Raw genomic sequence first — 26,484 nt, forward strand, 5'->3', positions numbered from 1 at the left:
GTCGCCTGCACGAGCCTCCCCACCTCCGCCGAAACGGGTGTCACCCCCGCCATCAGCGCAGGCAATGGCACCGCCACAATCGCCTACACAAGCCGCACCAGCGCTGGCACTGCCACAGAAACCACCACCGGCATGGGCGAGGGCGTCGCCGTCGACGTCGGCATTACTCCCGTCGATCAGCTGCGGGAAACGCCTGGGCCCACCAGCACCACCCCAACGACCAGCAATACGCAGCATGAGCCCGCAACCAAGCCCGAAAGCGAAACCAAGCATCAGCCCGTGATCATGCCTCAGACGGGGACCACCACCCAGCCCACATCCACATCTTCGCCCCGACCTTCGGCCGCGCCGTCGCCGTTGTCCTCGCCCACAACCACTAGCGCCACCCCATCCACTACCGCCACCCCATCCACCGCTGCCGCCCCAGCCACCACCTCCCCCGCTCCAGCCACCGTCGCCACCACACCGTCCACGATCGTCATCCCGGCCACCACCGCTAACACCGCCACGAGCGCAACCTCGGCCACGATCACCACCTCGCCCGCCATCACCCCCTCGGCTACGGTTGCCCCCTCGGCCAGGGTCGCTGCATCGGCCACTACATCGACCTCGGCCTCAATCTCGGCCAGGAGCGAAGCTAAGGGCAGAGCCGCGCTCATGAGGGCGGCGGACGTCGGCGACCCCATCATGGGCCGTCTAGTGATGCAGTACGGGGCCTCATCGGTAGTGGAGGCGATCCGCGCCCGCACCCTGCCGCCAGAGTTCGTAGCCCAGGAAGTCAAGCGAGCTCAGGAAGCTCACCAAGATCGTCCCCCCGACCTCACCGCCCGTCTCAACGCCTGGCACGCCCGCCTGGCAGCGGCCAACCCAGCAGCAGACCTCGAAAACGGAGAAAGGTCCGGAGCTCGATTGGTCACCCCGGGAAGCCCGGAATGGCCCACCCAACTCGACCAGCTAGGCCCCGGCCGCCCCCTCGGTCTGTGGCTTCATGGCACGGCCGACCTGCGCTTCTCCTGTCTCAAGTCAGTGGCGGTCGTCGGAGCGCGAGCCGCCACGTCGTACGGCACCCACATCGCAGCCGAGTTCGGCGTCGGTCTCGGCGAGTCGGGCTGGACCGTCGTGTCGGGCGGTGCCCACGGTGTGGACGGTGCGGCTCACCGAGGAGCCCTGGCCGCCGACGCACCAACGGTCGTAGTCCTGGCCTGCGGTGTGGACATCTGTTACCCGGCGAGCCACGAAGTCCTGTTCGCCGCCGTTAGAGATCGGGGCGTCGTGATCAGCGAATGCCCGCCCGGCGTCCACCCCACCCGAGCCCGCTTCCTCATCAGAAACCGCCTGATAGCCGCCCTGTCGAGGGGGACGGTAGTGGTCGAGGCAGCCCTACGCAGCGGAGCCCTCAACACAGCCGCCCACGCCGTATCGCTCAACAGACACCTGGCGGCCGTCCCTGGCCCGGTCACCTCGAGCATGTCGGCCGGCTGCCACAAGCTTCTCCGCGACCGCAAAGCCGTATGCGTAACCTCTCCGGAGGAGATGATCGACCTGGTCGGTGTAATAGGCGACGACCTGGCCTCTCAGTCCCGAGCTCCTGCAGTCCCCAGAGACAAACTTAACGAACCCACCCGAAAAGTCCTCGACGCGATCCCCCGCCGAGGCGGCGCAGGTCCTGCGTCCATAGCGGTCGCCGCAGGGCTAAGCCTGGACGCCACCTTGAGTGCTTTGGGCGGCCTAGCAGCCGCGGGCTACGTAGAACGAACCACAAACGGCTGGCGCCTCCGCAAACAGTTCGCCTCTTACCCCAAAGCCCCCGATTGCGCAGCCCTAGAACCCCCAGCCACCCCCGAGCCCGACGCATCCGACGACCCCCCGTTCCCAGACGACGACTTCCCCCTCGAACCCGAGCAGCACGGTTGGCGCTGAGGCACAAACAATCCACCTCTGAAGGCGCCCGGACCGAGCCGATGCGACGGCCGCTATGGCCCGAGAAACTGCTGCCCGATCGGTACAGGGCCCTCGGGCAGGGAATGGCCCGCCAGCTCGGGCTGGGAATCGCCTGTCAGCTCGGGCTGGGAATGGCCCGTCAGGCCGCCCAGCCATGCGCCGACTGCCGGCCGTGATGTACGGGGATGACGTCCGACACGACAGAGCCTTGGGAACTGGGCAACGGCTTGTCACGTGGGTAGCGGCCCGCGATGCTCTGGTCGGCGGTCGGCGGTCGGCGGTCGGCGGTCGGCGGTCGGCGGTCGGCGGTCGGCGGTCGGCGGTCGGCGGTGGACTGGACGTGGGCTGGACGGCGGGCTGGATGGCGGTCGGCGGTGGGCTGGACGGCGGGCGGTCGGCGGTGGACTGGACGTGGGCTGGACGGCGGGCTGGATGGCGGTCGGCGGTGGGCTGGACGGTGTGTCGCCGTCTGACGGACAACTCCGGCCTGGACAAGACCGCCGAGTTCGTCCATGCAGTGGGCTGGGCGGTGGGCAGTGACAATTGTCCGACCGGCGTTTGGTACGAGGCGAGGGTGTCCGTTCGGGCGATGCCATAAGTCACCGCCGCTGAGACGTGGAGGCAGGCGAACATACTCCACCAAGCCGGCCTCCGTGGGGCGTAACCCCGCGCCCGGGCCCGCCGCCACGCATTCGAGTCCCGCCCCGCCCGGCGTTCTTGTTTTCGTGGAGCGCATAGGTGCTCCAGAGTCCGTCGTCTCTGAAGTGCTCTCAGTCTTTGCCGGCACCCATCGCTGCGTTCCCTCGCGGCCTCAACCACATCCTCAGACCGCGCGTCCGCTGATCCGCCGGAGAGTGCGCCCGGCATCCAGGAGTCGGTGGACGCAGTGGGGCTGAGGGAGGTTTTCTCCGCTTAAATGTCGGCCGCTTCAACTGGTGAATGTCAGCGGAACGACGAAGATGTCAGTGAAATCAGGGATGTGAAAGGCTTTGTCTGTGCTGGTCAGAGCATTGATCACGGTCTGCGACAAAGTCGGGGTCACCGGTTACAGATCCCCTTCGCGAACCACCGCTCGCGGGGCAGACTGATGTCTGCGGCCATCGCTTTGCTCTCCTTCGGTCTCGACTTAGGCCCTCGAAGGATCAAGCGATGGCCGTCACCATTTCCCAGCTCCTCGCTCTTGAACTTCCAACTCCACGCTCGTGAGCGGTCGTTCGAGTTCGCTTGGTCCTATGGTGCAAACCACGATCAAGTTGAGGCGGCACTGCGCCTACTGCTGTCATGGCCGAAAGGGTCCAGGGCGAAGATGCGCGGCCAGGCGGTGTGACTCCACTCCATGGTGCTGGGTCGGCTCAAACGCGGGAAGGCAGCGTGAACCGCCCGACTTTGATGGAGGCCTTGGTGCGCCCCGACTTCGGTGGAGTCGCTGGTGCGCCCCGGGTTGAGTGGAGGTGGTCCATGCCAGGGTGGAGGGCCCGGAGCCGTTCACCACGGCACCGACGAGAACCTGCAACCTGGCCGACTTCGAACGGGTCTTCGAGGTGCCGCTAGCTCGGGCGGGACGGGATGGACAGCTGCGGGCCCCGGTCGAGGGCCTGGCCTGGCGCACAATCGGGTTCTGGGCACCACCGGGGCTGGCGAACCTGACGCGAATTGACCTGAGACAGGGCAAACCAGGTGCTGGTTGACCACGGGCGGGGTTGGTTTCTGGTTGAGAGGTGAGGTGTTGTTCTGACTCCGGTCGTTATGAGTTGTTCCTGGGATGGGGTTGAGCTTGAGTGGGGCGGTGAAGTTTTTCCTGCCTGTCATGGCTTGGCAGTGGGAGGGATCGGAGTGGGGGTTCTGGGATGAGTGGGGGTGTCGGTCGTGAAGAAGTGGTGGGGGAGTTCGGGCGGCATCTGCGGATGGAGCGGGATCTTTCGCAGCACACGGTGCGGGCCTATCTGAGTGACGTGAACTCCTTGCTTGATCATGTGGATGGGCGGCTGGAAGGACTTGATATCGGGGTGCTTCGTGAGTGGCTGGCTGAGCAGTATCGGGCCGGCAAGGCTCGGGCCACGCTGGCGCGGCGGACCGCTTGCGTTCGTACCTTTACCGCCTACTGCTACCGCCGCGGCTGGCTTGCGGCCGATCCGGGGTTGTTGCTGGGCAGCGCGAAGGCGGCTCGGCCGTTGCCTGCTGTTCTCGCTCCGGAGCAGGCGCAGGCCGTCCTGGAGGTGCCCTCGGCTGGGGAGCCGAAGGAACTTCGAGATCAAGCCCTTCTTGAGTTGCTGTACGCCACCGGTGTGCGGGTGAGTGAGTTGTGCGGGCTCGACGTGGATGATGTGGATCGGGATCGGCATGTCATCCGGGTCCTGGGAAAAGGGCGCAAGGAACGGTCTGTGCCCTTTGGGCTGCCTGCTCTTCGGGCGGTGGACAAATGGTGCATTCACGGGCGGCCGTTGTGGGTTCGGGCGCGGTCAGGGGCTGCGCTCTTCCTTGGGGTACGGGGTGGCCGCATCGATGCGGGGACTATTCGGCGGGTCGTGCATGCGCGGCTGGCTCAGGTGGAGGGGGCTCCGGACATGGGGCCGCATGGGTTGCGGCACAGTGCGGCGACTCACTTGCTTGAGGGTGGTGCGGATCTACGGAGTGTTCAGGAGTTGCTTGGCCATGCGTCTCTGAACACCACGCAGATCTATACGCATGTCTCGATCGAGCGGCTGCGGGCGGCTTACCGACAGGCGCATCCGAGGGCCTGACGAGGGAAAGGGATGATCAAGCATGCGAGTACGTCGATGGTTTGGGGGGATGCGTCGTCGGATGATCTTCTAATTTCTGTCGGTCGCGGATTTGCGGTGGCGGCCGGACTTTGCGTTGGTGGTTGTGGAGCGGCTGGGCTCTGGGTGCTTCTCACCACGGTGCCGGGCGCCGGTGTTCGCGGGCCCTTGCTCTTCTCCTGTGGTGGCGCGGTGCTGGCCCCTTCTTCGGGGACGGTGGTCTGTTCGAGTACGTCTGTGGCTGCGCAGGGCTGTGATCAGGAGTCCTATCCCTAGCAGGGTGCCGAGGCCAATAGCCGATGTCGTGGTGGTGGTCGAGGCCGAGCGGGTCAGGAAGTCGAGCGTCGGGGTGGCGAGAGCGGGGTGGTGTCTCCGGCGTGAGGTGGTGGGTGTGAAGGAGCCGGCGGCTGCCAGGGGGTGGTGTTGAGTTGCCGTGCTGTCGTGACGGCTTGGCGATGGGGTGTCCCGGGGCAGGCTGTGGGTCCCGTGCTTGATCAAGATGAGGGTGGGTGGGGTGGCGGCCAGGGCCCTCGGCGTTGCTGGGGGTGCAGGGCTGAGGGCGGCTGGGGAGCGTCTTGGCTGGGTGGTTAGCGGTCTGGTGGTCTCTCCGGCTGGCGGTTGGAGGAAATGTTCGTGCTCGTCGACATCCCGTAGAGAGTGCTCATGCACGGGCGGGAGCGGGTTCTCGTCTTCGTGCCAGAAGGGGAGGAGGCGGATGGTCGCCTGGCCCAGGAGTAGGAGGGGATCGAGGTAGTGGGTGCCGCGTCGGAGGCCCCAGTGCAGGCAAGATTCCCGGCAGTGGCCTGATGAGGCTTCTACGACGCCGAGCCTGGATCCCGGGGCGACGGGTTCGCCTCGCCGTACGGACGCTTTGACAGGGAGGTACGTCGTACGGAGGCCGCCCTCGTGTTCGACGGTGACCACACCTTTTCCGGCTACGGGGCCGGCGAAGCGGATTGTGCCGGGGCCGGCTGCCAGGACTGGGGTGGATGGGGCAGCGGCCAGGTCGATGCCGCGGTGTCCGGCAAGCCAGGGCTCGGGCGGTGGGGTGAAGCGGCGCAGCACGCGGGGATGGCCGTCCAGTGGCCAGCGCCATGTGGGTGGAGATGCTCTCGCTGGGGGAGCGGGGAGAAGAAGGATCGCGGCGGCAGCGAAGAGCAGCATTGTCAGGGTGCCCTGGGCTGCCGTGAGGGCATGGCGAGGGTGGGGCGACATGGCTCTTTGCCCGGGTGTGGGGGCCTGGCCGGTACGGGGTGCTGCGGGTTCTTGGCTGGGTGCGGGGGCTTGGCGAGGGCGGGGTGGTGTGGCCTTTTGCCTGGGTGTGAGGGCTTGGCCAGTGGGGGGTGGTGTGGGGGTTTGGCGAGGGTGGGGCGGCATGGCTTTTTGCCCGGGGGTGGGGGCCTGGCCAGTACGGGGAGGTGTGGGTTCTTGGCTGGGAATGGGGGCTTGGTGAGTGTGGGGTGGTTCGTCTTCTCGGGGTGGATTGAGGGGGCGGTGGGGTGGAGATGATGCGGCAGCTTGGGCCGGTTTGGGGAACTGGTGGGTGGGCGGTGGTGGGGTGCTCTGTGTTGCCTTGGGTGGGTAAGGCGTTCTGTTTGGGTGGAGTGTTTGGTGGAGGCTGCCCAGGGTGAGGGCGCCGATGGGGTGGTGGGTGTCGGGCCCTGTGGAGTGGGTGGGCCGTCCTCGGGTTGTGAGGATGGTTGTTGATGCTGGTGGGTGGGTTGTCGGGGTGGGAGGGAGAGAGGTCATGGCGCGAGTTTGGTTGAGCGCGTCGGGGTGGTTGGGAGGCGAACGGGGTTCTGGGGATGGTGGGGGTGGGTCAGGGCTCGGTTGTGGATAGCGGGGTTGCGGCGGGCGGGGTTGCGATTCTCGGTATTGGATGGCGCGGTTCTGGGTCCGGGGATGGGTGGGGGCTGAGGCTCGGCTGTGCTGGTCGGCGGGTGGCTCGGTCGCACGGGCCTCACGTGGTGGGGGCCACGGGTCCGTGGACGAGGCTCGGGTCAGGCAGGGGCCGACGGTCTGAGGGCCAGCGGTCTGGGGCCGTGGGTCCGGTTCGTCGGGTGAGGGTTTGCAGTGCCGATGGCTGTGGTGATCTGGCATTTTGGCCAGTTGGTCGCACGTGGGCATAGGTGGTGTGGCTGTGGGCTCGGCGCCGTGGGGCAGCGCGGTGCGGTGGGGCAGCGCGGTGCGGTGGGGCAGCGCGGTGCGGTGGGTGGTGTGGGCAGGCCTGCGGGTATGCGTGGGTTGCCGCGGCTGTGCGTTATCGCGGCTTGTGGCGGTGGATTGCGTCGCTCATCGAGCGGTGAGGGCCTCAGCCCCTGGCTCGCAACGGCCGATGCAAGATGGCAGCTTGGGGGCCTGAGTGATGACACTCATGGGAGTGGTCCGCGGCGTCAGTCGACCTGACCGGCGCACCAGGGTTGGCGGCTGGCTCACAGGGGTCGATGTGGGTGGCGGTTTGGGGGCTGTACGCCGCGTTGAGCCATCCGGGCGCCACAGCGCCGACATGAGGCGCCCTGGGACGCCATAGGGCGCGGTGGGCTCATGAGCGTGGGTACGCGGCGCTGGCCGCCTCGCATGGCGCACGGTGACGGCTTGCCGGGGCAGCGCTCAGTAGCGGCTGCCCGGTCCCAGTCCTCAGTAGCGGCTGACCGTTGCAGTCCACGGTGGTGGTTCGCCGTTGCAGTCCCATGGTGACGGCTCGCGGTTACAGTCCACGGCGGCGGTTCCCCGGCGGGAAGCACGCGTGTGGCCCGCGAGAGGTGTCTGTGGCGCCTGGTGGTGAGGTTGTGGGGCGCGTGCTGGCTGAGCCCGTCCAGGGCCGTGCCGCCGGCGGCCGGTCAAGCTGCGAGAGGGTACGGCCCCCGCCTCGTTACCCCGAGAACCCCTCCTTGGGCATCTCGAGGTCTGCCTTGGCCAGTTCTTCCACGTTCACATCTTTAAACGTGACCACCCGAACGTTCTTCACGAACCGCGCCGGCCGGTACATGTCCCACACCCAGGCGTCCTGCATCTTCACGTCGAAGAAGACGTCGCCGTTCTCCGCGGTACGGACGTCGAGGTCGACCGAGTTGGTCAGATAGAACCGACGCTCAGTCTCGACCACGTATGTGAACAAACCGACGACATCCCGGTATTCGCGGTAAAGCTGCAGCTCCATCTCGGTTTCGTACTTTTCGAGATCTTCTGCGCTCATCGCGGTCCTCCTGTCGTACCGGTCCCCCGGTTCGCCTGGTCAGGCAACCCCGGCCCCCATTTCATTTTCACCCATCCCCCTCGCCACCGTGACGAAGGAGTATCGGTGATCAGGACACGGCCCGTGCGTTTCCAGCGCCAGCCGGTGTCCTGGTGTGACATACCCCTTGTGCACGGCGAAACCGTACTGCGGGTAGCGCCCGTCGAGCGCGACCATGAGGCGGTCTCGAGTCACCTTGGCCACGATCGACGCCGCCGCCACGCATGCGGCCACCTGGTCCCCCTTCCACACGGCCAGCGACGGCGCCGGGAGGCCCGGCACCGGGAAGCCGTCCGTCAGGATGTACTCCGGGTCACAAGGCAACTGTGCGACAGCCCGCCGCATTCCTGAAACGTTGCATTTGTGAAGACCTTTAGCGTCGATCTCCCCCGGCGGGATGATCACCAATCCGATGTGGGAGACGCGGACGATCTGGTCGTACAGCCGTTCGCGCACCGCCGGGGACAGCAGCTTCGAGTCGCCGAGGCCGTCGATCTGCCTGCGCAGGATCACGGCCGCGACGACGAGGGGCCCCGCGCAGGCGCCGCGGCCGGCCTCGTCGACGCCCGCGATGGGGGTGAGGCCGCGGCGGGCGAGCGCCCGCTCATAGGCGTAGAGTCCGGAATCGCGCCGGACGACGCTTGGCCGAGGGCGGAACGCAACTGTCATGACAGAGGCAGCGTACGCCCCAAACGCCGCGAACCGCGACCGAAAGCGACCGCTATTTGACCTTGTCGAAAGTGTCAGGACGGGAGAAGAGATACCCCCGGGACAGCGGCCAGTAGCGCACCACGGCCTTGCCGATCACGTCGTTCTCCGAGATGAACCCGCCTCCGGCCTCGTCCATGTGGGCCCGCGAGTCGGCCGAGGCGCTGCGGTGGTCGCCCATCAGCCAGAGCTTTCCGGACGGCACGGTGACGTTGAACTTATCGCCGGAAGCGTAATCGCCGGGGTAGAGGTAGGAAGTCTCCTCCAGCGGCGTGCCGTTGACCGTGATGCGCTTCTTGGAGTCGCAGCACACCACCTTGTCGCCGCCGACGCCGATGACCCGCTTGATGGTGTCCTCACCGGTGGTCCAGCCCTTGAAGACCACGATGTCGCCGCGCTCGGGCTTGCCCGCCAGCTTGTTGACGAAGACCCGGTCGTTGACCAGCAGAGTGTTCTCCATCGAGACGGACGGGATGTAGAACGAGCCGACCACGAACGCCTGCAGCAGCAGCGCGATGCCCACGCCCAGGACCAGCAGCAGCACCGTCTCGCGGAAGCCGCCCTTCTTCTTCTCTTTCCCCACGCCCTCCGCCTTCTTGGTGACGGCCATCAGCGCCTCTTCCCCTTCCAGCGGCGACGAACCAGGACCAAGGGTAGGGCCAGCCCGAACCCAGCGACCAGCGGTACGGAGCCGCCGAGCGCCTGAAGCGCCGGCTGCGAGAACGTGTCCGGAATGTCGATCGAGGTCGCCCGGTTGAACGGCCAGACGATCACGAAGGCCCGCCCGATGACCTGGCTCACGGGAATGGAGCCACCGCCCGCGTCACCGGTGTGGGATCGGGAGTCGAGCGAGACCGACCGGTGGTCTCCCATCACCCACAGCCGCCCCTCAGGCACCGTGATGTTGAAGAACTTGTCGGACGGCACGTTGCCCGGATAGAGATAGCTCTCCTCGTCGATGGGCGTGCCGTTGACCGTGATGCGATTCTTGGAGTCGCAGCACTTCACGTGGTCGCCACCGACGCCGATGACCCGCTTGATGTAGTCCTTCTCGCCGGGCACGATGCCGAACGCCGTGCCGACCCAGCGGAAGAAGGCCGCGACCGGGTTGGACGGCTCCTCCATCTGGAACTCACCGTCCCAGGAGTCGACTCCCGAGAAGACCACCACATCTCCGCGCTCGATGTCACGCGTGTGGTAGACGAGCTTGTTGACCAGAACCCTGTCGTTTTTCAACAGGGTGTTCTCCATCGACTCCGACGGAATGTAGAAGGCCTGGACCACAAACGTCTTGATGATCAGGGCCAGCACCAAGGCCACGACGACAAGAACGGGCAGCTCTTTCCAGAACGACCCCTTCTTCTCCTTTTTCTCGCCTTTTGCTGGCTTCTGAGTCTCTTCGGCGACCACGTCCACCTCGTCCTCGACAGGGCGGCGCGCCGCGCCGTGCTCCTGGCTCTCGCTAGTCATCGCTGACGAGCCTAGATGATGCTTCGGCTCGACAAGCCTCGACCGACGTTACACCCATGCACGAGTCGCTCCACATAAAGGAAACGGCCCTGTAAAGCCGAATGGCCCGCGCGAGTGCGCGGGCCACGAAAAGACCGGGCTACTTGGCGGCCGTCGTCTCGCGCTTCTCGCGGATACGGGCGGCCTTGCCGCGCAGGTCGCGCATGTAGTAGAGCTTGGCCCGGCGCACGTCGCCGCGGGTCACGAGCACGATCTTCTCGATGACCGGGCTGTGCACGGGGAAGGTGCGCTCGACGCCGACGCCGTAGCTGACCTTGCGGACCGTGAAGGTCTCACGGGCGCCGCTGCCCTGCCTGCGCAGCACGAAGCCCTTGAAGACCTGGATACGGGAGCGGTTTCCTTCGACGACTCGCACGTGAACCTCGAGCGTGTCACCGGGGCGGAAGCTCGGCACGTCGCTGCGCAGCGTCGCCTTCTCGAGCTCCTGGATCTTCGTGTGCATGAGAGCTGTCCTCAAGTCCTCGCGAGCACGCGGAGGTCCACCCGGCCGTGGCTCGCGGCGGACACGCCTGCTGATGTGATGAACCCGGGATCGTTTCCCGGGCATGACAGACCAACCAAATGACGGTTGGCAGCGATTCAGTTTGCCATATCTTCGCGCTCGACGCGAAACGACAGCTCCTCGAGGAGCTTCCTGTCGTGCTTGTCGAGCGTGTCGGGGTCGAGCGCCGCCGCCAGCTCCGGCCTGTTCCGTACGGTACGGCGCAGCGCCTGGTCACGCCGCCATCTGGCGACTTTTCCGTGATGCCCGGACAGCAGCACCTCAGGCACTTCATGCCCCCGCCAGACGGGCGGCTTGGTGTAGACGGGACCCTCGACCAGATTCTGCATGGAACCGGGCGCGAAAGAGTCGTCCACGGCCGACTGGGCGTTGCCCAGCACACCGGGCAGCAGCCGTCCGATGGCCTCGACCATGACCAGCACCGCCACCTCGCCCCCGGCCAGCACATAGTCACCGATGCCGACCTCGTCGACCCGCAGCCGGGAGCCGTACTCCTCCATGACCCGCGAGTCGATGCCCTCATACCGCCCGCACGCGAACAGCAGCCACGGCTCCCCCGCCAGCTCCTGCGCCAGCTCCTGGGTGAACGGCCGCCCGCTCGGCGTCGGAACGATCAGCCGCGGCGCGCCGTCCCCGGCCACGTCGTCGATGGCCTCGCCCCACACCTCGGGCTTCATGACCATGCCCGGCCCCCCGCCGTAGGGGGTGTCGTCCACGGTCTTGTGCACGTCGTGGGTCCAGTCACGGAGCTGGTGTACGCGTACGTCGAGCGTGCCGCGCTCGCGGGCCTTGCCGATCAGCGAGACGTCGAGCGGCGCGAAGTATTCGGGGAAGATCGAGATGATGTCGAGCCGCATCACAGCAGACCCTCTGGCGGGTCGACGACCAGCCGACCGCCCTCCAGGTCGATCTCGGGCACCAGTTCCTTGACGAACGGGATGAGCGCCTCGTCCGCCCCGATCCTGCGTACCACCAGGAGGTCCTGGCCGTGGTGGAGAACGTCGGTGATCTCGCCCACGGGCTCCCCCGCGGCGGTCTCCACCGTCAGGCCGATGAGCTGATGATCGTGGAACTCGTCGGGGTCGTCGGACGGCACCACCTCGGCCGAGTCGATGACCAGCATGGTGCCCCGCAGCTCCTCCGCCACGTCGCGGTCGGTGACCCCCTCGAGGGTCAGCAGCAGGAAGCCCTTGTGCCAGCGGCGGGCCGCGACGACGAGCGGACCCCTGTCGGCGGGGTCCGTGGCGATGGACGTGCCCACGGCGAAACGCAGCTCGGGATCGTCGGTGCGTACCTCCACGGACACTTCACCGCGCACCCCGTGCGGACGGCCGATCCGGCCGACGACCAGCTGCAACATGAACTCCTAACGCAAGCGCCCCCATCGGCCGCAAAGCCGATGAGGGCGCGGAAACCTGACGCTAACGGACTGTTTCGTGCAGGTCGAGCAGGTCGACCCGTACGTACTTCCCGTCGGCCAGGGCGTTCACAACGGTGCGCAGCGCCTTGGCGGTGCGCCCGCCGCGTCCGATGACCTTGCCCAGGTCCTCGGGGTGCACCCGGACCTCCAGGACGCGCCCGCTGCGAATGCGGCGTGCGCGGACCCGGACATCGTCTGGATGTTCGACGATGCCCTTCACGAGGTGCTCGAGAGCCTCCTCGAGCACGTCAGGCCTCGCCCTCGGCCTGGGTCTCGGCGGGGGCCTCAGCCTCTTCCTTCTTCTTGGCCTTCCTCGGCGTGGTGGCGGCCGTGCCGGTGTCGCCACCGGACAGCGCCTCCTTGGCCGCGGCCTCGTAGAGGGCGTGACGGTCAGGCGCGGGCTCGGCGACCTTCAGCGGCGCAGGGGCGGGCTCGCCCTTGAACTTCTGCCAGTCGCCGGTGAGCTTGAGCAGCTTGAGGACGGGCTCGGTCGGCTGCGCGCCGACCCCCAGCCAGTAGGCCGCACGCTCGGCGTTGACCTCGATGCGCGAAGGGTCGTCCTTCGGGTGGTACAGGCCGATCTCCTCGATCGCCCGGCCGTCACGCTTGGTGCGGCTGTCGGCGACGACGATGCGGTATTGAGCGTTGCGGATCATGCCGAGCCGCTTGAGCTTGATCTTGACTGCCACGGGTGTGGTCTCTCCTGCATTCGAGCGTGGGTGAACGGCATCTCGCCGAGTGGGGCACGACGGGACGACGCTCCAGGGACAGGCGCGTCCGGCGGGAGATGAGAGGGCACCCGCATGGCCACGATGTTCCAACATGTCATTGTGCCAGATCCACGGCACTGCCATCGACGTTCCGTCACGGCGCGTCGCCTCCATCCGCGCCCGATCGGCGCCCGAAGGCTCGGCACTGCTTGCGACCTGGCCGCATGTACGGCGAGCGACCCGCTCATGGTATCCCGCCGGCGCATGATCTCCGGCCGCGCGAACGGGGAGCGACCGGTTCCGGGTGGGCGTGCGGCAAGTCGAGGCGAGCAGCCGTACGAGGGAGCGGACGCAGGCGCTCAGGGAGACGGGGCTGCCGGGAGTCCACCAGCGGGAAGGCGGGGACCCGGCGCACGCGCCGCTGGAGAGCCATGGCGCGGACCGCGGATGGCCGGAGCGCCAAGACGCGCCGACGCCCATGCCACGGACACCCGAGATCGCCGGATACCTGGGCACACCACCGCCGGGAGCCGGAGCGAAGCCGCCCGGAGCCCGACGCACGCCACCTGCGGAAACCGGAAACCGAAGTGCAGGTCGGCCGGGGTTGGCCGCCGGGAGAGCAGGGTCCCGGCGGTGGTTACTTCTGGCCGGGCAGGCGGAACTTGGAGGGGTCGAAGCCGGGCGGCAGCTCCACGCCCGGAGGCAGCTTGCCCCCGAGGTTGCCCAGCAGGCCACCGCTCTTGGGCTCCGCCTCCGGAGCCTCGGCGGAAGAGGCCTTGCCGAGAGCCGCCTTGCGCGGGTCGCCGCTGACGCGCCGCCCCTTGGCCTTCTTCTGCGCCTTGCCCGCCTTACCGCGACCGCCCGGCATGCCGGGAATGCCCATGCCGCCCGCCATCCGCTTCATCATCTTCTGCGCCTCGAAGAAGCGGGTGACGAGGTTGCTGACGGCGGTGACCGTGACGCCGGAGCCGGCCGCGATGCGGGCCCGGCGCGACCCGTTGATGATCTTGGGGTCCTGGCGCTCCCCGGGCGTCATCGAGCGGATGATGGCGGCGATGCGGTCGAGGTCGCGGTCGTCGATGGAGTTGAGCTGGTCGCGCATCTGCCCCATGCCGGGCATCATGCCCAGCAGGTTTTTGATGGGCCCCATCTTCTGGACCATCATCATCTGCTCGAGGAAGTCCTCGAGCGTGAAGTTTTCGCCCGACGTGAGCTTGCCCGCCATCTTGGCGGCCTGCTCCTCGTCGAACGTCTTCTGGGCCTGCTCGATCAGGGTGAGGATGTCACCCATGTCGAGGATGCGAGAGGCCATCCGGTCGGGGTGGAAGGCGTCGAAGTCTTCGAGCTTCTCACCCGTGGAGGCGAACATGATCGGCCGGCCCGTGATGTGCCGCACCGACAGGGCGGCGCCACCGCGGGCGTCGCCGTCGAGCTTGGTCAGCACGACCCCGTCGAAGCCGACGCCCTCCATGAACGCCTGCGCCGTCGTGACGGCGTCCTGGCCGATCATGGCGTCGACCACGAACAGGACCTCGTCGGGCGAGACCGCGTCGCGGATGTCGGCGGCCTGCTTCATCATCTCCTGGTCGATGCCCAGGCGGCCGGCGGTGTCGATGATGACGATGTCGTGCAGCAGGCGCTTGGCCTCGTCGATCGACGTGCGGGCGACCTCGATCGGGTCGCCGGCGCCGTTGCCCGGCTCGGGGGCGTAGACCGCGACCCCGGCGCGCTCGCCCACGACCTGGAGCTGCTGGACGGCGTTGGGGCGCTGCAGGTCGGCGGCGACGAGCAGGGGCGTGTGGCCCTGCTCGCGCAGCCACCTGGCCAGCTTGCCGGCCAGGGTGGTCTTACCGGCGCCCTGCAGACCCGCCAGCATGATGACGGTCGGCGGCGTCTTGGCGAGGCGGAGCCTGCGCGTCTCGCCGCCGAGGATCCCGATCAGCTCGTCGTTGACGATCTTGACGACCTGCTGCGCCGGGTTGAGCGCCTGGGAGACCTCGGCCCCGCGGGCGCGCTCCTTGACCTGGGCGACGAACGCCTTGACCACCGGGAGCGCGACATCGGCCTCCAGCAGGGCGATGCGGATCTCGCGGGTGGTGGCGTCGATGTCGGCATCGGACAGCCGGCCTTTGGACCGGAGGGAGGAGAAGACCGATGTCAACCGGTCGGATAGCGTCTCGAACACGTGGTTGGCCAGTCCTCGAAGCGAATGAACGTCTAAGACTCCAGCCTATCCGCTCCGCTAGCCGCTCCAGCCTGGCACGGCCATGCGGACCGAGAGCGCGTGCTCGACCAGGTTGATCAGCGCGGTCTTGACCGAGTCCTTGGACCTGGCGTCGAGGCGCACCATCGGGATGTGCGGCGCCAGGGTCAGGGCGTCACGCACTTCGGTGTCGCTGTGGGCGTACTGGCCGTCCCAGCCGTTCACCCCCACGATGAACGGCAGCTGCGCCTCCTCGAAGTAGTCGATCGCGGGGAAGCTGTCCGCCAGGCGGCGCGTGTCCACGAGCACGACCGCGCCGATGGCGCCGCGTACCAGGTCGTCCCACATGAACCAGAACCGGTGCTGTCCGGGCGTGCCGAACAGGTACAGGATCAGGTCGCGATCGAGCGAGACGCGACCGAAGTCCATGGCGACGGTGGTGGTCGACTTGAGCGGCGTCATGCCCAGATCGTCGATGCCCTTGGAGGCGTCGGTCATGACGGCCTCCGTGGTCAACGGCATGATCTCCGACACCGCGCCGACGAAGGTCGTCTTGCCCACCCCGAACCCACCGGCGACCACGATCTTCGTCGAGGTCAAACCGGGGCTAGAGCCTGCGAAGTCCACTGAGCACCCTTTCCAGCAGGTTGACGTCCGGCCTACCCGCTTCCAGCTGCGGCTGATGCACCCGAACCAAACCCTCTGCCGCCATGTCCGCGATCAGAACACGCACCACACCGAGCGGGATCCGCAGCAGCGCCGAGACCTCAGCCACCGACCTGACCTGCAGGCACAGCTGGCTGATCGCCTTGTATTCGGGGGTGATGTGCGAGAACTCCCGGTGCTCGGCGGTCGCCGAGGACACCAGGGCCTCCATGGCCAGCTTGACCTTGGGCGCGGTACGCCCGCCGGTCACGGCATAGGGCCGTACCGGCGAGGCGGGGTCGTTGCTGGGCGGCGGCTGAGGGGGAGGCTGCCAGCTCCCACTGTTCTGGGAATCCCACGCACCGCTGTTATGGGAGTCCCAGCCGCCGCTGTTCCATCTGGGGTCTGTCACCTACATCACCTGGTCTGGCTGGCGCGCAACTCTGCGCGCACAGCCGGGGTAAGCACCTGGCCGGCGCGATCAACCATAAGCGTCATCTGATACGCCACCAGACCCATGTCACAATCCGGAGCCGCCAGCACCGCCAGGCACGAGCCGTCACTGATCGACATGATCAGCATCAGCCCACGCTGCATCTCCACGATCGTCTGGTTGACCGGCCCGCCCTCGAACACCCTGGCCGCGCCCTGCGTCAGGCTCACCAGGCCCGACGCGATGGCGGCCAGCTGGTCAGCCCGGTCGGCCGGGAATCCCGCGGAGGCCGCGAGCGGCAGCCCGTCTGAGGAGACGACCACCGCGTGCGCGACGCCAGGAACGGTGCTGACGAAATCGGTGATTAACCAGTCCACCCCACGTGCCGACTGGCTCAAGTCATTCATGCGCGCTCATCCCTGCTTTCAACACTTCTCGGACCGGAGGGGTACGTCCTGCCCTCGCTGATGTCGTCACGCGCAGCCCTGAACCCCTGCTGGAAGCTCGAAAGGCGGCTGCGCACCCGGTCCGGCGAGACCGCCGGCATGGGGGCGACGCCCTTGGGCGCCGAGACGGTGTCGGCCGAGCCGGGCACCAGGTTGGCCTTGGGCACCCGCTTGGGCAGCCCCGCCGCGGTCGCACCGTCGCGTACCGGCTCGACGACCGCCTCCGCGGCGCTCCAGCCCGCGTCGGCCTTGGCGGAACCCCAGGTGGCGGCGCCCTCGTTGCCGTGCTCGAACCAGGCCGACTCGACCGAGGCGAAGATCGGCAGGTATTCGTCGCCCGAAGAGGCGGGCTTCACGGCCGGGATGGGACCGGTCGCCGCCGACTCCGTTTCGGGGAAGTCGTACCTCGGCTGCCCCATGTCCATCTGGTCGCCGCCGAAAGGCCGCCTCGGCAGGGAGTTGCCGTTGTCCTGGCCCCACTCGCCCGGCCGGCTGTTGGAGTTGCGCGCCGGCACCCAGACGTCAGAGGTGTCGTAACCGCCGCTGCTGCTGCGCGGGTCGGCCGGCCAGCCCACGTCCACGCTCGGCTGGGCCGAGAAGGACGGCTGTGAGGGGAACGAAGGGTGCCCCGGCCCGGGCTGGTAGCCTCCCGGACCCCACTGGGGGGTGGGCGGCGGCGGCACGGGCGGCATGGGGGGCTGCTGCATCGGAGGCATGGGAGGCATGGGCGAACGGGAGCCGAAGCTCTCGTCGAACGAGTCCAGCGTCCCCATGCCGGTGCCGCCGGGGGTCGCGTAGGCGGGGGCCTGCGAGCCGAGCAGCGCTTCCGGCATCAGGACCATGGCGGTCAGACCGCCGGTGCCGTGCGGGCGCAGCTGCACCCGGATGCCGTGGCGGTGGGCCAGACGCGCGACCACGAACAGGCCCATGCGGCGCGACACGGACACGTCCACGGTGGGGGCGTCCATGAGGCGGTCGTTGGCGATGGTGAGCTCGTCCGGGGTCATGCCGATGCCGGAGTCGCTGATCGACAGCATGACGCCGCCGCCGTCGATCCGGCTGCCGGAGACGGTCACCCTGGTCTCGCGGGGCGAGAACGACAGGGCGTTCTCGATCAACTCGGCCAGCAGGTGGATGACGTCGTTGACGGCCTGGCCGGCCACGGCGACGCCGTCGGGCACCTGGAGGACGACCCGCTCGTAGTTCTCGACCTCGGACAGCGAGGCGCGGGCGACGTCGACCAGCTTGACGGGCTTGCTCCAGCGGCGGGGCGGTTCCTGGCCGGCGAGGACCAGCAGGTTCTCGCTGTTACGCCGCATACGGGTGGCCAGGTGGTCCAGCTTGAACAGGTTGCCGAGTCGCTGCTCGTCCTGTTCACCCTGCTCCAGCCCGTCGATCAGGGTGATCTGGCGTTCCACCAGCGTCTGGCTTCGGCGGGACAGGTTCACGAACATCGCGTTGACGTTGCTCCGCAGGCGGGCCTCCTCGCCCGCCAGCCGGACCGCCTCGCGGTGGATCTCGTCGAACGCCCGCGCGACTTCACCGATCTCGTCCTGAGAGGCGACGCCGATGGGCTGGACGTCGACGCTCTCGACCGACTCGGACTCACGGAGCTGGCGCACGGTGTCGGGCAGGCGGCGACCGGCGATGAACAGTGCCTCCCTGCGCAGCCTGCGCAGGGGGCCGCTCAGCGAGCGCGCCATGAAGACGGTGACCAGCAGCACGAGGATGAGCAGGATCAGGATGCCGACCCCGACGATGACGGCGCCCTGCTGCTCGGCCCCTTCCAGGGTGCGGCTGCGGAGCACGATCGAGTCGGCCACGCGCTGCTCGACCTTGCGCATCCCGTCGACGGTCTCACTGATGGCGGCGAACCAGTCCTTGCCGTCACGGGTGAGCCCGAGCTTCGGGTCCGACACGTTCCGTGGTTGCCCCAGGCTCTGCAGGAACAGGGCTCGGGCGGCCAGGATCTCCGCGCGGTCGTTGGCCTTGCCGCTGACGGTGTCGTCGTACGCCTGGCGCAGCTCAAGGGGGACCTGCGCCCGGAAGGTGGCCAGCTCGCTGTTTTTCTGGGCGCGCGCGGCGATGAAGGAGTCAAGCTCCACCCGACCGAATTCCCGGGTGGCCAGGGCCGCCACGAGCAGCGCGCGCTGCGTGGAGACGTACTGCTTGGCCCGGGAGAGGGCGGCGAAGCCGGAGACGCTCGCCGAGAGCTCCTTGTCGACCGCACCTTGGTCGATGGTGTCGTTCAGGGAGAGGAGGTCTGTGATGAACCGGTCGTAGAGCTCGATGACGGAGTTCACGTCGAGCTGGGAGTCCATCGCGTTCTTACGCGCGGTGTCGAGCTCGTTGAGACGGTTCTTGATGCGCAGGGCCTCGGGCGCCTGAGGGCTGTCGGAGGTCGCCAGCGCGTCGACGCTGCCCTTGACCTCGGCGACGAGCTTGTTGACCGGCTCGTACTGATCGGTCACTTCGGTCCGGCCGGCCTTGCGCCCGAGGGCGACGAAGCGCGCGGTGTAGTCACGCTCCACCTCGACCTCGTGCGCGAGCGCGGTCAGCCGGCTCGCCAGCACGGCGACCTCGTTGACCTGCGCGTAGTCGCCGGCGCTCGCGATCGAGGTGGTGACACGCAGGCCACCGAGCACGAGCGCGGCGAGGGTCGGGATGACGACCAGGACCAGCAGCTTGGAGCGCACACGCCAGTTACGCAGGGAGAAACGCGATCCCGTCCGAGCCTTCCCGGCTTCGCCCGCAACGCCAGGGGCGACCGGCTGCGGTCCACCGGACGCATGTCGGGGGGCTTCCTCTATTAAGCCCGGATCCCCGCCCACAGAGGGGACAACACTCTTCACTTGCCTCCGCAACCTCTCCTCTGACGGTTGGTGCACGAAGATCACGTTATGCAGGTGTTTGCGGTGTGACGCCGACGCACCCTTGGGGCGAGAGCTTATTGGAGCACATCAACACGAGATCGGCCAATAGCGCAAAGATCACGGTCGACACACAGCTGCACATTTTACGCAAATCACAACACCTGCCACAGGCCCTAGAAGTCAAGCCGAGTCCGAGATATTAATCGGACAAAAGGGATATATCGCCACATATGGTGATATATCTTGTTAATTTTAGGAGTTCCCGGTGCATCGGGAACTACGGCCTGCGCTAGGGTTCGACCGTCGCTGACACCCTCAGTTACCAACACCCCCACCCCCATGGGTTCATAAGGAGACGCGTAATGCGGTTCGGTGCATTAGGGCGTAGTGCCCTGATTGGGCTTGTGAGCACCCTCGTCATCACCGGCTGTTCAAGTTCCGGCGACAAACCAGAAAGCGCGAGTTCCGCCGCCGGTGGCATGAAAACCGACCTGTTGGTCGGACAGTATCCGGGTGCGGACTCTGCGCCACTGTTCATCGCCATGGAGCGCGGCTTCTTCAAGGAAGAGGGCCTCAACGTCAAGCAGGAGCCCATCCAGGCTCCCCAGGCGGTGCTCCCCAAGCTCGCCAACGGCCAGATGGACGTGGTGCTGGGCAGCTACGCCACCATCCTGACCATCCAGCAGGCCGGCACTGAGAAGTTCAAGTACATCGCGGACTCCTACCAGGGCGCGCCCGGGGCCTTCGGCATCATGGTCAAGAAGGACTCCCCGATCAAGCAGGTCGCCGACCTGAAGGGCAAGAAGATCGGCGTCAACATCGTCGGTGGTCTGGGCACGCTCACGATGAGCCCCCACTTCAAGATCGCCGGTCTCGACCCCACCCCCGGCAAGGACATCACCTACGTCGTGATCCAGACGACGGAATGGATCTCCTCGCTGGACAAGGGCAGCGTCGACGCCGTGTGGATGACGGACCCGTACGTCAGCCAGGCGAAGAAGGAGATCGGCGCCACCATGCTGCTGGACACCATGTCCGGCCCGACCGACGGTCTGCCCATCACCGGCTGGGCGGCCACGGAGAAGTGGACGCAGAACAACCCCAAGACCCTGGCCGCCTTCCAGCGGGCCATGGCCAAGGCGCAGCAGATCGCCGCCACCGACCGCAGCGCGGTCACCAAGGTCCTGCCGACCTACACCAAGATCCCGGCTGAGACCGCCGCCACGATCAACCTCGGCGCCTACCCGACCTCGCTGAACTCCCAGCGCATCCAGCGGGTGGCCGACCTGATGTTCGACTCCGGCCTGCTCAAGCAGAAGATGGACGTCAACTCGATGATCTACGCAGCACCTCAGGGATGATGACCACGATCAACCCGGCGCGGCGCGGGCAGCACCCGCTCGCCCGCGCCAAGCTGGCCAAATACACCCGCCACGCCATCGGCGTGGCGGGTTTTCTGCTTGCCTGGCAGCTTCTCGGCATGACGGGCCTGTTCAAGTGGATGCCTCCGGCCGCGGAAACCCTGGCCAGGACGTTCTCCCTGGCCGTGGACCCGGAGTTCCTCGGGGACATCGGGGGCACGCTCACGGCCGCGGTCATCGGGTTGCCGCTGGCCGTCCTGATCGCCGTCCCGATCGGGCTGCTGCTGGGAACGGTCCCGGTGGTCGAGGAGATGACCCGGGTGTTCGTGGAGTTCCTGCGACCCATCCCCTCGGTGGCGCTGATCCCGCTGGCGCTGTTCTTCTTCCAGCCGGAGATCAACGCCAAGGTGGCGCTCATCGTGTTCGCCGCCTCCTGGCCGATCCTGATCAACACCCTGTACGGCGTGCGTGACGTGGACCCGCTGGGCAAGGAGACGCTGCGCTCGTTCGGGTTCGGCCCCGGTGCGGTGATCTGGCGGGTCGCCCTGCCGAGCGCGGCGCCCTTCATCGCGACGGGCGTCCGGCTGGCCGCCTCCATCACGCTCATCCTGGCCATCAGCGTGGAGTACATCGTGGGCGGTTCGGTCGGCGTCGGAGGCTTCCTCATCGAGGCGAGCACCGGCATCGGCATGGACGCGCTGATCGATGTCGTCGCGGTCCTGATCTGGGCCGGCGTGATCGGGCTCGTCGTCAACATCCTGCTCGCGCGCGCCGAGCGCCGGCTGTTCAGGTGGCGGAACACATGATTCTCACCCTGGTCAAGCGCCTGTGGCTGGTCCCGGTCATGTTCTTCGGCTGGGAACTGCTCGCGGGGGCGCTCGCCACTCCGTTTCTCCCCGGACCGACCCTGATCCTGTCTCGGATGTACGAGATGTGGCTCTCCGGGCCTTACATCTTCACCGAAGAGGCGGTCCACAACTTCCTGCCCAGCCTGATCAGGGTGGTCGGTTCCTGGGCCATCGCCGTGGTCGTGGGCGTGGGCCTCGGCGTGGCGATCGGCAGGACCCCCTGGCTGGCCGACATCGTCGAACCGCTGATCGAGTTCGGCCGGGCCGTACCGCCTCCCGTGATGCTGCCGATCTTCCTCGTGCTCTTCCAGATCGGCCCGCAGGTGCAGGTCGCGACCATCGTGTTCGGCATCGTCTGGCCGATCCTGCTCAACTCCATCGACGGCGCGCGCAACCTCGACATGCTGAAGGTCGAGACCGCGGCGGTCTTCGGCGTGCCCGCCCACCTGCGGTTCTTCCGGATCATCCTGCCCGCCGCGGCACCGAAGATCTTCGCGGGTCTGCGCCTGAGCGTCTCCCTGGCGCTGATCCTCATGGTCATCTCCGAGCTCAAGGCCAGCACCGAGGGATTCGGCTATCTCCTCAACATGGCCGTCAGCGCCGCCGACATGCCCGCCATCTGGGCCAACGTGGTGCTGCTCGGCGTGCTGGGCTTCGCATTCAACTCACTGTTCCTCACGGTGGAGCGGCGCGTGCTGTCCTGGCACCGCCACGCCTACCGCCTCGCATAGGAAAGACCACTGCTGTGACCGACCTGTTGTTGAAGAACGTGAAGGTTGTCACCCACGAACACGACGACCCCGTGGAGGCGGACATCGCCATCGCGGACGGCCGCATCGTACGGGTGGAGCCGGGCCAGTCCGCCGCCGGCGAGGTGATCGACGGCGGTGGCAAGCTGGCCTTCCCCGGAGTCGTCGACGCCCACCAGCACTGGGGCATCTACAACCCGCTGCCCGAGGACACCGAGTCGGAGAGCCGGGCCAGCGCCCAGGGCGGCGTGACGACGGCGCTCACCTACATGCGGACCGGCCAGTACTACCTCAACAGGGGCGGCTCCTACGCCGAGTTCTTCCCGGAGGTGCTCAGGCAGGCCGAGGGCCGGGCCTACGTCGACTACGGCTTCCACCTGGCGCCCATGTCGAGCGGGCACATCGGCGAGCTGCCCGACCTGGTCGAGCGGTTCGGGGTGCCGTCGTTCAAGATCTTCATGTTCTACGGCGGGCACGGGCTGCACGGGCGCTCCGACGACCAGCGGGCGTTCCTCATGCTGCCGGAGGGCGAGCGCTACGACTACGCGCACTTCGAGTTCGTGATGCGCGGCGTGCAGGCGGCCCGGGAGCGGCTGCCCGAGCTGGCGGGCGAGATCTCGTTGTCGCTGCACTGCGAGACGGCCGAGATCATGACCGCGTACACGAAGCTCGTGGAGGAGGCCGGGGACCTGAGCGGCCTGGCCGCCTACAGCGCCTCGCGCCCGCCGCACTCCGAGGGGCTGGCCGTCTTCATCGCCTCCTACCTCGCCCACGAGACGGGCCTGGCCAACATCAACCTGCTGCACCTGTCCTCCGCCAAGGCCCTGGACGCCGCCGTCCGCATGGCGGCGACGTTCCCCCACATCGACTTCCGCCGCGAGGTCACGATCGGTCACCTGCTCGCCGACATCGACACGGCCAGCGGCATCGGGGCCAAGGTCAACCCGCCGATCAGGCCCCGCGAGGACGTCGAGGCGCTGTGGGGACACGTGCTCGACGGCACCGTGGACTGGGTGGTCAGCGACCACGCCTGCTGCCGCGAGGAGCTCAAGTTCGGCGAGCCGAGCGACAACGTCTTCGTGGCCAAGGCCGGGTTCGGCGGCGCCGAGTACCTGCTGCCCGGCCTGGTCACCGAAGGCCGCCGCAGGGGCCTGCCGTACGGCAGGATCGCCGCGCTGACCTCGTGGAACCCCGCCAAGCGGTACGGCCTGCGCACCAAGGGGACCATCGCCCCCGGTTTCGACGCCGACATCTGCCTGGTCGACCCCGGGCAGACCTGGACGGTTCGCGCGCAGGACTCGGAGTCGACGCAGGAGTACACGCCGTTCGAGGGGTTCGAGCTGACCGCCAAGGTCACCGACACGTTCGTACGCGGCAACCACGTGCTCGACGCCGGCAAGATCGTGGGCCGGCCGGTGGGCCGCTACGTGTCCCGTCCTGCCTGAAAGCGCGTGCGCCTGCAAAGGCGATCATTCCTCGGGTACGCTCACGCAAAGTAACGTGTCTCGCTCTCCCAAATCCCAGTAGGAGACCCCCCATGGCACGCACTCTGCGCTGTCACGTACTCGCGCTCGGCTCCGTCGCCGTCCTCGCACTCACCGGCTGCAGCGGGGGCGGCGCGTCCCCGGCCTCGACGGGACCCAACGGCCTGGAGAAGGCCACCATCAAGGTCGGGGCGCTGCCGATTCCCGACCCGGTCGCGCTCTACATCGCCCAGGCCAAGGGCTTCTTCAAGGAAGAGGGCCTGACGGTGGAGCCGGTCACGATCACCGGCGGCGCCGCCGCGCTGCCGCAGATCGAGAGCGGCGCCCTGGACATCACGCAGACCAACTACGTGTCCTCGATCCTGGCGGCCGGCCAGGGCAAGAAGATCAAGCTGGTGGCCGACATGTACCGGGCGGCCCCCAACACCTTCGAGATCATGGTTCCCAAGGACTCGCCGATCCAGCAGGTCGCGGACCTGAAGGGCAAGACGGTCCTGGTCAACAACCTCAGGAACATCGCCACGCTGGCGGTCACGACCCAGCTCAAGGCGGCCGGGCTCAGCGAGACGGACGTCAAGTTCGCCGAGAAGCCGTTCCCCGAGATGGGCAACGCGATCACCGCGGGGCAGGGCGACGCGGGCTGGATCACCGAGCCGTTCATCACGGCCAACAAGAACGCGCTCGGCTTCCGCACGATCGCCGACACCATGACGGGCCAGACCGCCGACCTGCCCATCGCGGGCTGGATGGCCACCGACGAATGGGTGCGGCAGAACCCGAAGACGCTGGCCGCCTTCCAGCGGGCGATCTCCAAGGCGCAGCAGCTCGCCTCCGGTGACCGCAAGGAGATCGAGGCGACGCTGCCGACGTACACGAAGATCGACGCCAAGACCGCCGCGGCGATCACCCTGGGCACCTACCCGAGCACCCTGGAGGCGGCCCGGCTGCAGAAGGTGGCCGACCTCATGCTCGAGTACAAGTACATCAACGGCCCGATCGACGTGAAGTCGCTCATCGCGGCGAGCCCGGGCGGATGACGGGTGCCCGCCTGCTCCGCGGCGCCGTCGGCGCCGCGGGGTTCCTCCTGGCCGGAGAGCTGTTCATCCGCTTCGGCCTGGGCGAGAACCTCCTCTTTCCACCGCCTTCGACCGTCCTGTACGAAGCCGTGCGCCTCCCGGCCGACACCACGTTCCTGGCCGGGGTGGGCGCCACTCTCACGAACTGGGTGCTCGGCCTGCTGACCGCCGTCGCGGTGGCCGTGCCCGCGGGCGTGCTGCTCGGCGCGCTGACGCCGGTGGAGCGGGCGATCAGGCCCGTGCTGGAGTTCATGCGCCCGATCCCCTCCGTGGCCATCATCCCGCTCGCGATCCTGCTGGTCCCGGTGGACGAGCTGATGAAGGTCTCCGTCATCGTGTACGCGTCCGTCTGGCCGATCCTCATCAACACCCTGTACGGCATGCGCGACGTGGACCCGCTGGCCAAGGAGTCCCTGCGCAGCTTCGGGTTCGGCCCGCTGGCCGTGCTCGCCAGGGTGAGCCTGCCCAGCGCGGCCCCGTTCGTGGCGACCGGCGTCAGGATCGCCGCCGGGATCGCGCTCGTCCTGGCCGTCAGCGCCGAACTCGTGGCCGGCGGCGTGAACGGGATCGGCGTCTACGTGACCGTGGCCGGCAACGGCAACCGGACCGATCTCATGATGGCGGCGACGTTCTGGGCCGGTCTCTTCGGCGTGATCGCGAACATGGTGCTGCTCGCCACCGAGCGCCGCCTGTTCCGCTGGCACCACGCGCGGACCGGGGCGGTTTCGTGAAGGCGCCGGCCCGGCTCTGGGTGGTCCCCGTGGTGCTGGCCGTCTGGGAGATCGCCGGGCGCGCGATCGGGGACACCGATTTCCCGCCGCCCACGACGATCCTGGCGCGCATGCACGAGCTGTGGTTCTCCGGCCCGCCCGCTCGTGGCTTCCTGACGAACGACGCGATCGCGAACATCCTGCCCAGCCTCGGCCGCATGTTCGGCGGCTGGCTGCTGGCCGCGTTGATCGGGATCGCGGCGGGCATGCTGCTCGGGCGTTCGCGCTCGGCGACCGACTACGTGGACCCGCTGATCGAGTTCGGCCGGGCCATCCCGCCTCCGCTGCTGCTGCCGCTGTTCCTGGTGTTGTTCAAGGCGGGCCTGACCACTCAGCTGGCCACTATCGTGTTCGGAGTGATCTGGCCGGTGCTGCTCAACACGATCGACGGTGTCAGGTCCGTCGATCGCACCTACACCGACACGGCCACGGTCTTCAACCTGTCGAGGCCGCAGCGCCTGGGCCTGGTCGTCCTCCCCGCCGCCGCTCCCAAGATCTTCGCCGGGCTGCGGCTGAGCCTGTCGCTGGCGCTGATCCTCATGGTGATCTCCGAGCTCGTCGGCGGCACGGACGGCATCGGCTACCAGTTGCTGACGGCCATGCGCAGCTTCGACGGCGCCGGGGTGTGGGCGGCGATCGCCCTGCTGGGCGTCCTCGGCTACGTCGTTAATTCCCTGTTCGTGCTGGCCGAGCGCCGGGCGCTCGTCTGGCACAGGCAGGCCACCGGAAATTCGTGAACTCTCAGGACCGAGAAAGGCATTGGCGATGAAGCTGGCCAGGTTCGTAGTCGC

25 protein-coding genes are annotated in these 26,484 nt (G+C 67.7%); 9 read left to right on the forward strand and 16 right to left on the reverse strand.

Features of this window, described 5'->3' with window-relative positions:
- Window positions 1-290: 290 nt before the first annotated feature.
- Window positions 291-659, reverse strand: coding sequence for a hypothetical protein (locus tag ACWDRB_RS32785; RefSeq protein WP_449900241.1), 369 nt, complete (start codon window positions 657-659; stop codon window positions 291-293).
- Between ACWDRB_RS32785 and dprA the strand changes: the two genes are divergently transcribed.
- Together dprA and ACWDRB_RS32795 are read left to right on the forward strand one after the other, a co-directional pair.
- A complete protein-coding gene (gene dprA / locus ACWDRB_RS32790; RefSeq protein WP_449900244.1) occupies window positions 658-1,920 on the forward strand; it encodes a DNA-processing protein DprA in 1,263 nt (420 codons plus the stop codon). The two genes, ACWDRB_RS32785 and dprA, sit on opposite strands and share 2 nt — an antisense overlap.
- 1,868 nt (window positions 1,921-3,788) lie before the next feature.
- Window positions 3,789-4,682 carry a tyrosine recombinase XerC gene (locus ACWDRB_RS32795; protein WP_449900246.1) on the forward strand — a complete coding sequence of 298 codons (894 nt, stop codon included), beginning with the start codon at window positions 3,789-3,791 and terminating at the stop codon, window positions 4,680-4,682.
- Between the two features lie 69 nt (window positions 4,683-4,751).
- Here ACWDRB_RS32795 and ACWDRB_RS32800 read toward each other — a convergent pair whose 3' ends face one another.
- From ACWDRB_RS32800 to ACWDRB_RS32870, 15 genes are all read right to left on the reverse strand, one after another.
- Complete coding sequence (locus ACWDRB_RS32800) at window positions 4,752-6,827, reverse strand: peptidoglycan DD-metalloendopeptidase family protein (RefSeq protein ID WP_449900537.1); 2,076 nt, start codon at window positions 6,825-6,827, stop codon at window positions 4,752-4,754.
- Between the two features lie 745 nt (window positions 6,828-7,572).
- Window positions 7,573-7,896, reverse strand: a complete 324-nt coding sequence (locus ACWDRB_RS32805) for a DUF2469 domain-containing protein (RefSeq protein WP_026215037.1) — start codon at window positions 7,894-7,896, stop codon at window positions 7,573-7,575.
- 39 nt (window positions 7,897-7,935) lie between these two features.
- Window positions 7,936-8,604: a ribonuclease HII gene (locus tag ACWDRB_RS32810; RefSeq protein ID WP_350730342.1), complete on the reverse strand. Its 669-nt coding sequence runs from the start codon at window positions 8,602-8,604 to the stop codon at window positions 7,936-7,938.
- Between the two features lie 52 nt (window positions 8,605-8,656).
- The gene (lepB, locus tag ACWDRB_RS32815; RefSeq protein ID WP_449900248.1) at window positions 8,657-9,253 is read right to left on the reverse strand and encodes a signal peptidase I; all 597 of its coding nucleotides are present in this window, start codon (window positions 9,251-9,253) and stop codon (window positions 8,657-8,659) included.
- Complete coding sequence (gene lepB, locus ACWDRB_RS32820) at window positions 9,253-10,113, reverse strand: signal peptidase I (protein ID WP_397368742.1); 861 nt, start codon at window positions 10,111-10,113, stop codon at window positions 9,253-9,255. Before lepB (ACWDRB_RS32820) ends, lepB (ACWDRB_RS32815) begins: the two co-directional genes overlap by 1 nt.
- Before the next feature lie 139 nt (window positions 10,114-10,252).
- The gene (gene rplS / locus ACWDRB_RS32825) at window positions 10,253-10,615 is read right to left on the reverse strand and encodes a 50S ribosomal protein L19 (protein WP_185071559.1); all 363 of its coding nucleotides are present in this window, start codon (window positions 10,613-10,615) and stop codon (window positions 10,253-10,255) included.
- 137 nt (window positions 10,616-10,752) lie between these two features.
- Entirely contained in the window at window positions 10,753-11,532 is a 780-nt protein-coding gene (gene trmD / locus ACWDRB_RS32830) for a tRNA (guanosine(37)-N1)-methyltransferase TrmD (RefSeq protein WP_350730336.1), read from the reverse strand.
- Window positions 11,532-12,032 (reverse strand): ribosome maturation factor RimM, encoded by a 501-nt coding sequence (gene rimM / locus ACWDRB_RS32835; RefSeq protein ID WP_449900540.1) that lies wholly within the window; start codon window positions 12,030-12,032, stop codon window positions 11,532-11,534. The genes trmD and rimM overlap by 1 nt, the downstream gene beginning before the upstream one ends.
- Window positions 12,033-12,096: 64 nt before the next feature.
- On the reverse strand, window positions 12,097-12,342 hold the full coding sequence (locus ACWDRB_RS32840) for an RNA-binding protein (RefSeq protein ID WP_113699978.1): 246 nt from the start codon (window positions 12,340-12,342) through the stop codon (window positions 12,097-12,099).
- 1 nt (window position 12,343) lies between these two features.
- Entirely contained in the window at window positions 12,344-12,784 is a 441-nt protein-coding gene (gene rpsP / locus ACWDRB_RS32845; RefSeq protein WP_449900252.1) for a 30S ribosomal protein S16, read from the reverse strand.
- A 658-nt stretch (window positions 12,785-13,442) separates the two neighbouring features.
- Entirely contained in the window at window positions 13,443-14,990 is a 1,548-nt protein-coding gene (gene ffh, locus ACWDRB_RS32850; protein ID WP_350730332.1) for a signal recognition particle protein, read from the reverse strand.
- Between the two features lie 57 nt (window positions 14,991-15,047).
- Window positions 15,048-15,608: a GTP-binding protein gene (locus ACWDRB_RS32855; protein WP_350730330.1), complete on the reverse strand. Its 561-nt coding sequence runs from the start codon at window positions 15,606-15,608 to the stop codon at window positions 15,048-15,050.
- A 7-nt stretch (window positions 15,609-15,615) separates the two neighbouring features.
- Complete coding sequence (locus ACWDRB_RS32860) at window positions 15,616-15,924, reverse strand: DUF742 domain-containing protein (RefSeq protein ID WP_319719344.1); 309 nt, start codon at window positions 15,922-15,924, stop codon at window positions 15,616-15,618.
- Between the two features lie 146 nt (window positions 15,925-16,070).
- Window positions 16,071-16,493 carry a roadblock/LC7 domain-containing protein gene (locus tag ACWDRB_RS32865; protein WP_185071550.1) on the reverse strand — a complete coding sequence of 141 codons (423 nt, stop codon included), beginning with the start codon at window positions 16,491-16,493 and terminating at the stop codon, window positions 16,071-16,073.
- Window positions 16,490-19,228, reverse strand: a complete 2,739-nt coding sequence (locus ACWDRB_RS32870) for a sensor histidine kinase (protein WP_449900256.1) — start codon at window positions 19,226-19,228, stop codon at window positions 16,490-16,492. The genes ACWDRB_RS32865 and ACWDRB_RS32870 overlap by 4 nt, the downstream gene beginning before the upstream one ends.
- A 656-nt stretch (window positions 19,229-19,884) precedes the next feature.
- Between ACWDRB_RS32870 and ACWDRB_RS32875 the strand changes: the two genes are divergently transcribed.
- The 7 genes from ACWDRB_RS32875 (at window position 19,885) to ACWDRB_RS32905 (ending at window position 26,430) form a co-directional block, all read left to right on the forward strand.
- Window positions 19,885-20,766 carry an ABC transporter substrate-binding protein gene (locus ACWDRB_RS32875; protein ID WP_449900258.1) on the forward strand — a complete coding sequence of 294 codons (882 nt, stop codon included), beginning with the start codon at window positions 19,885-19,887 and terminating at the stop codon, window positions 20,764-20,766.
- Entirely contained in the window at window positions 20,763-21,572 is an 810-nt protein-coding gene (locus tag ACWDRB_RS32880; RefSeq protein ID WP_350730324.1) for an ABC transporter permease, read from the forward strand. Before ACWDRB_RS32875 ends, ACWDRB_RS32880 begins: the two co-directional genes overlap by 4 nt.
- A complete protein-coding gene (locus tag ACWDRB_RS32885) occupies window positions 21,569-22,345 on the forward strand; it encodes an ABC transporter permease (RefSeq protein WP_449900260.1) in 777 nt (258 codons plus the stop codon). Before ACWDRB_RS32880 ends, ACWDRB_RS32885 begins: the two co-directional genes overlap by 4 nt.
- A 14-nt stretch (window positions 22,346-22,359) precedes the next feature.
- Window positions 22,360-23,808 carry a dihydroorotase gene (locus ACWDRB_RS32890; RefSeq protein ID WP_449900261.1) on the forward strand — a complete coding sequence of 483 codons (1,449 nt, stop codon included), beginning with the start codon at window positions 22,360-22,362 and terminating at the stop codon, window positions 23,806-23,808.
- 92 nt (window positions 23,809-23,900) lie between these two features.
- A complete protein-coding gene (locus ACWDRB_RS32895) occupies window positions 23,901-24,884 on the forward strand; it encodes an ABC transporter substrate-binding protein (protein WP_350730319.1) in 984 nt (327 codons plus the stop codon).
- Window positions 24,881-25,654 (forward strand): ABC transporter permease, encoded by a 774-nt coding sequence (locus ACWDRB_RS32900; RefSeq protein WP_449900265.1) that lies wholly within the window; start codon window positions 24,881-24,883, stop codon window positions 25,652-25,654. Before ACWDRB_RS32895 ends, ACWDRB_RS32900 begins: the two co-directional genes overlap by 4 nt.
- Entirely contained in the window at window positions 25,651-26,430 is a 780-nt protein-coding gene (locus ACWDRB_RS32905) for an ABC transporter permease (protein ID WP_363962924.1), read from the forward strand. The genes ACWDRB_RS32900 and ACWDRB_RS32905 overlap by 4 nt, the downstream gene beginning before the upstream one ends.
- Window positions 26,431-26,484 lie beyond the last annotated feature (54 nt).

This window comes from Nonomuraea sp. NPDC003707, assembly GCF_053587055.1.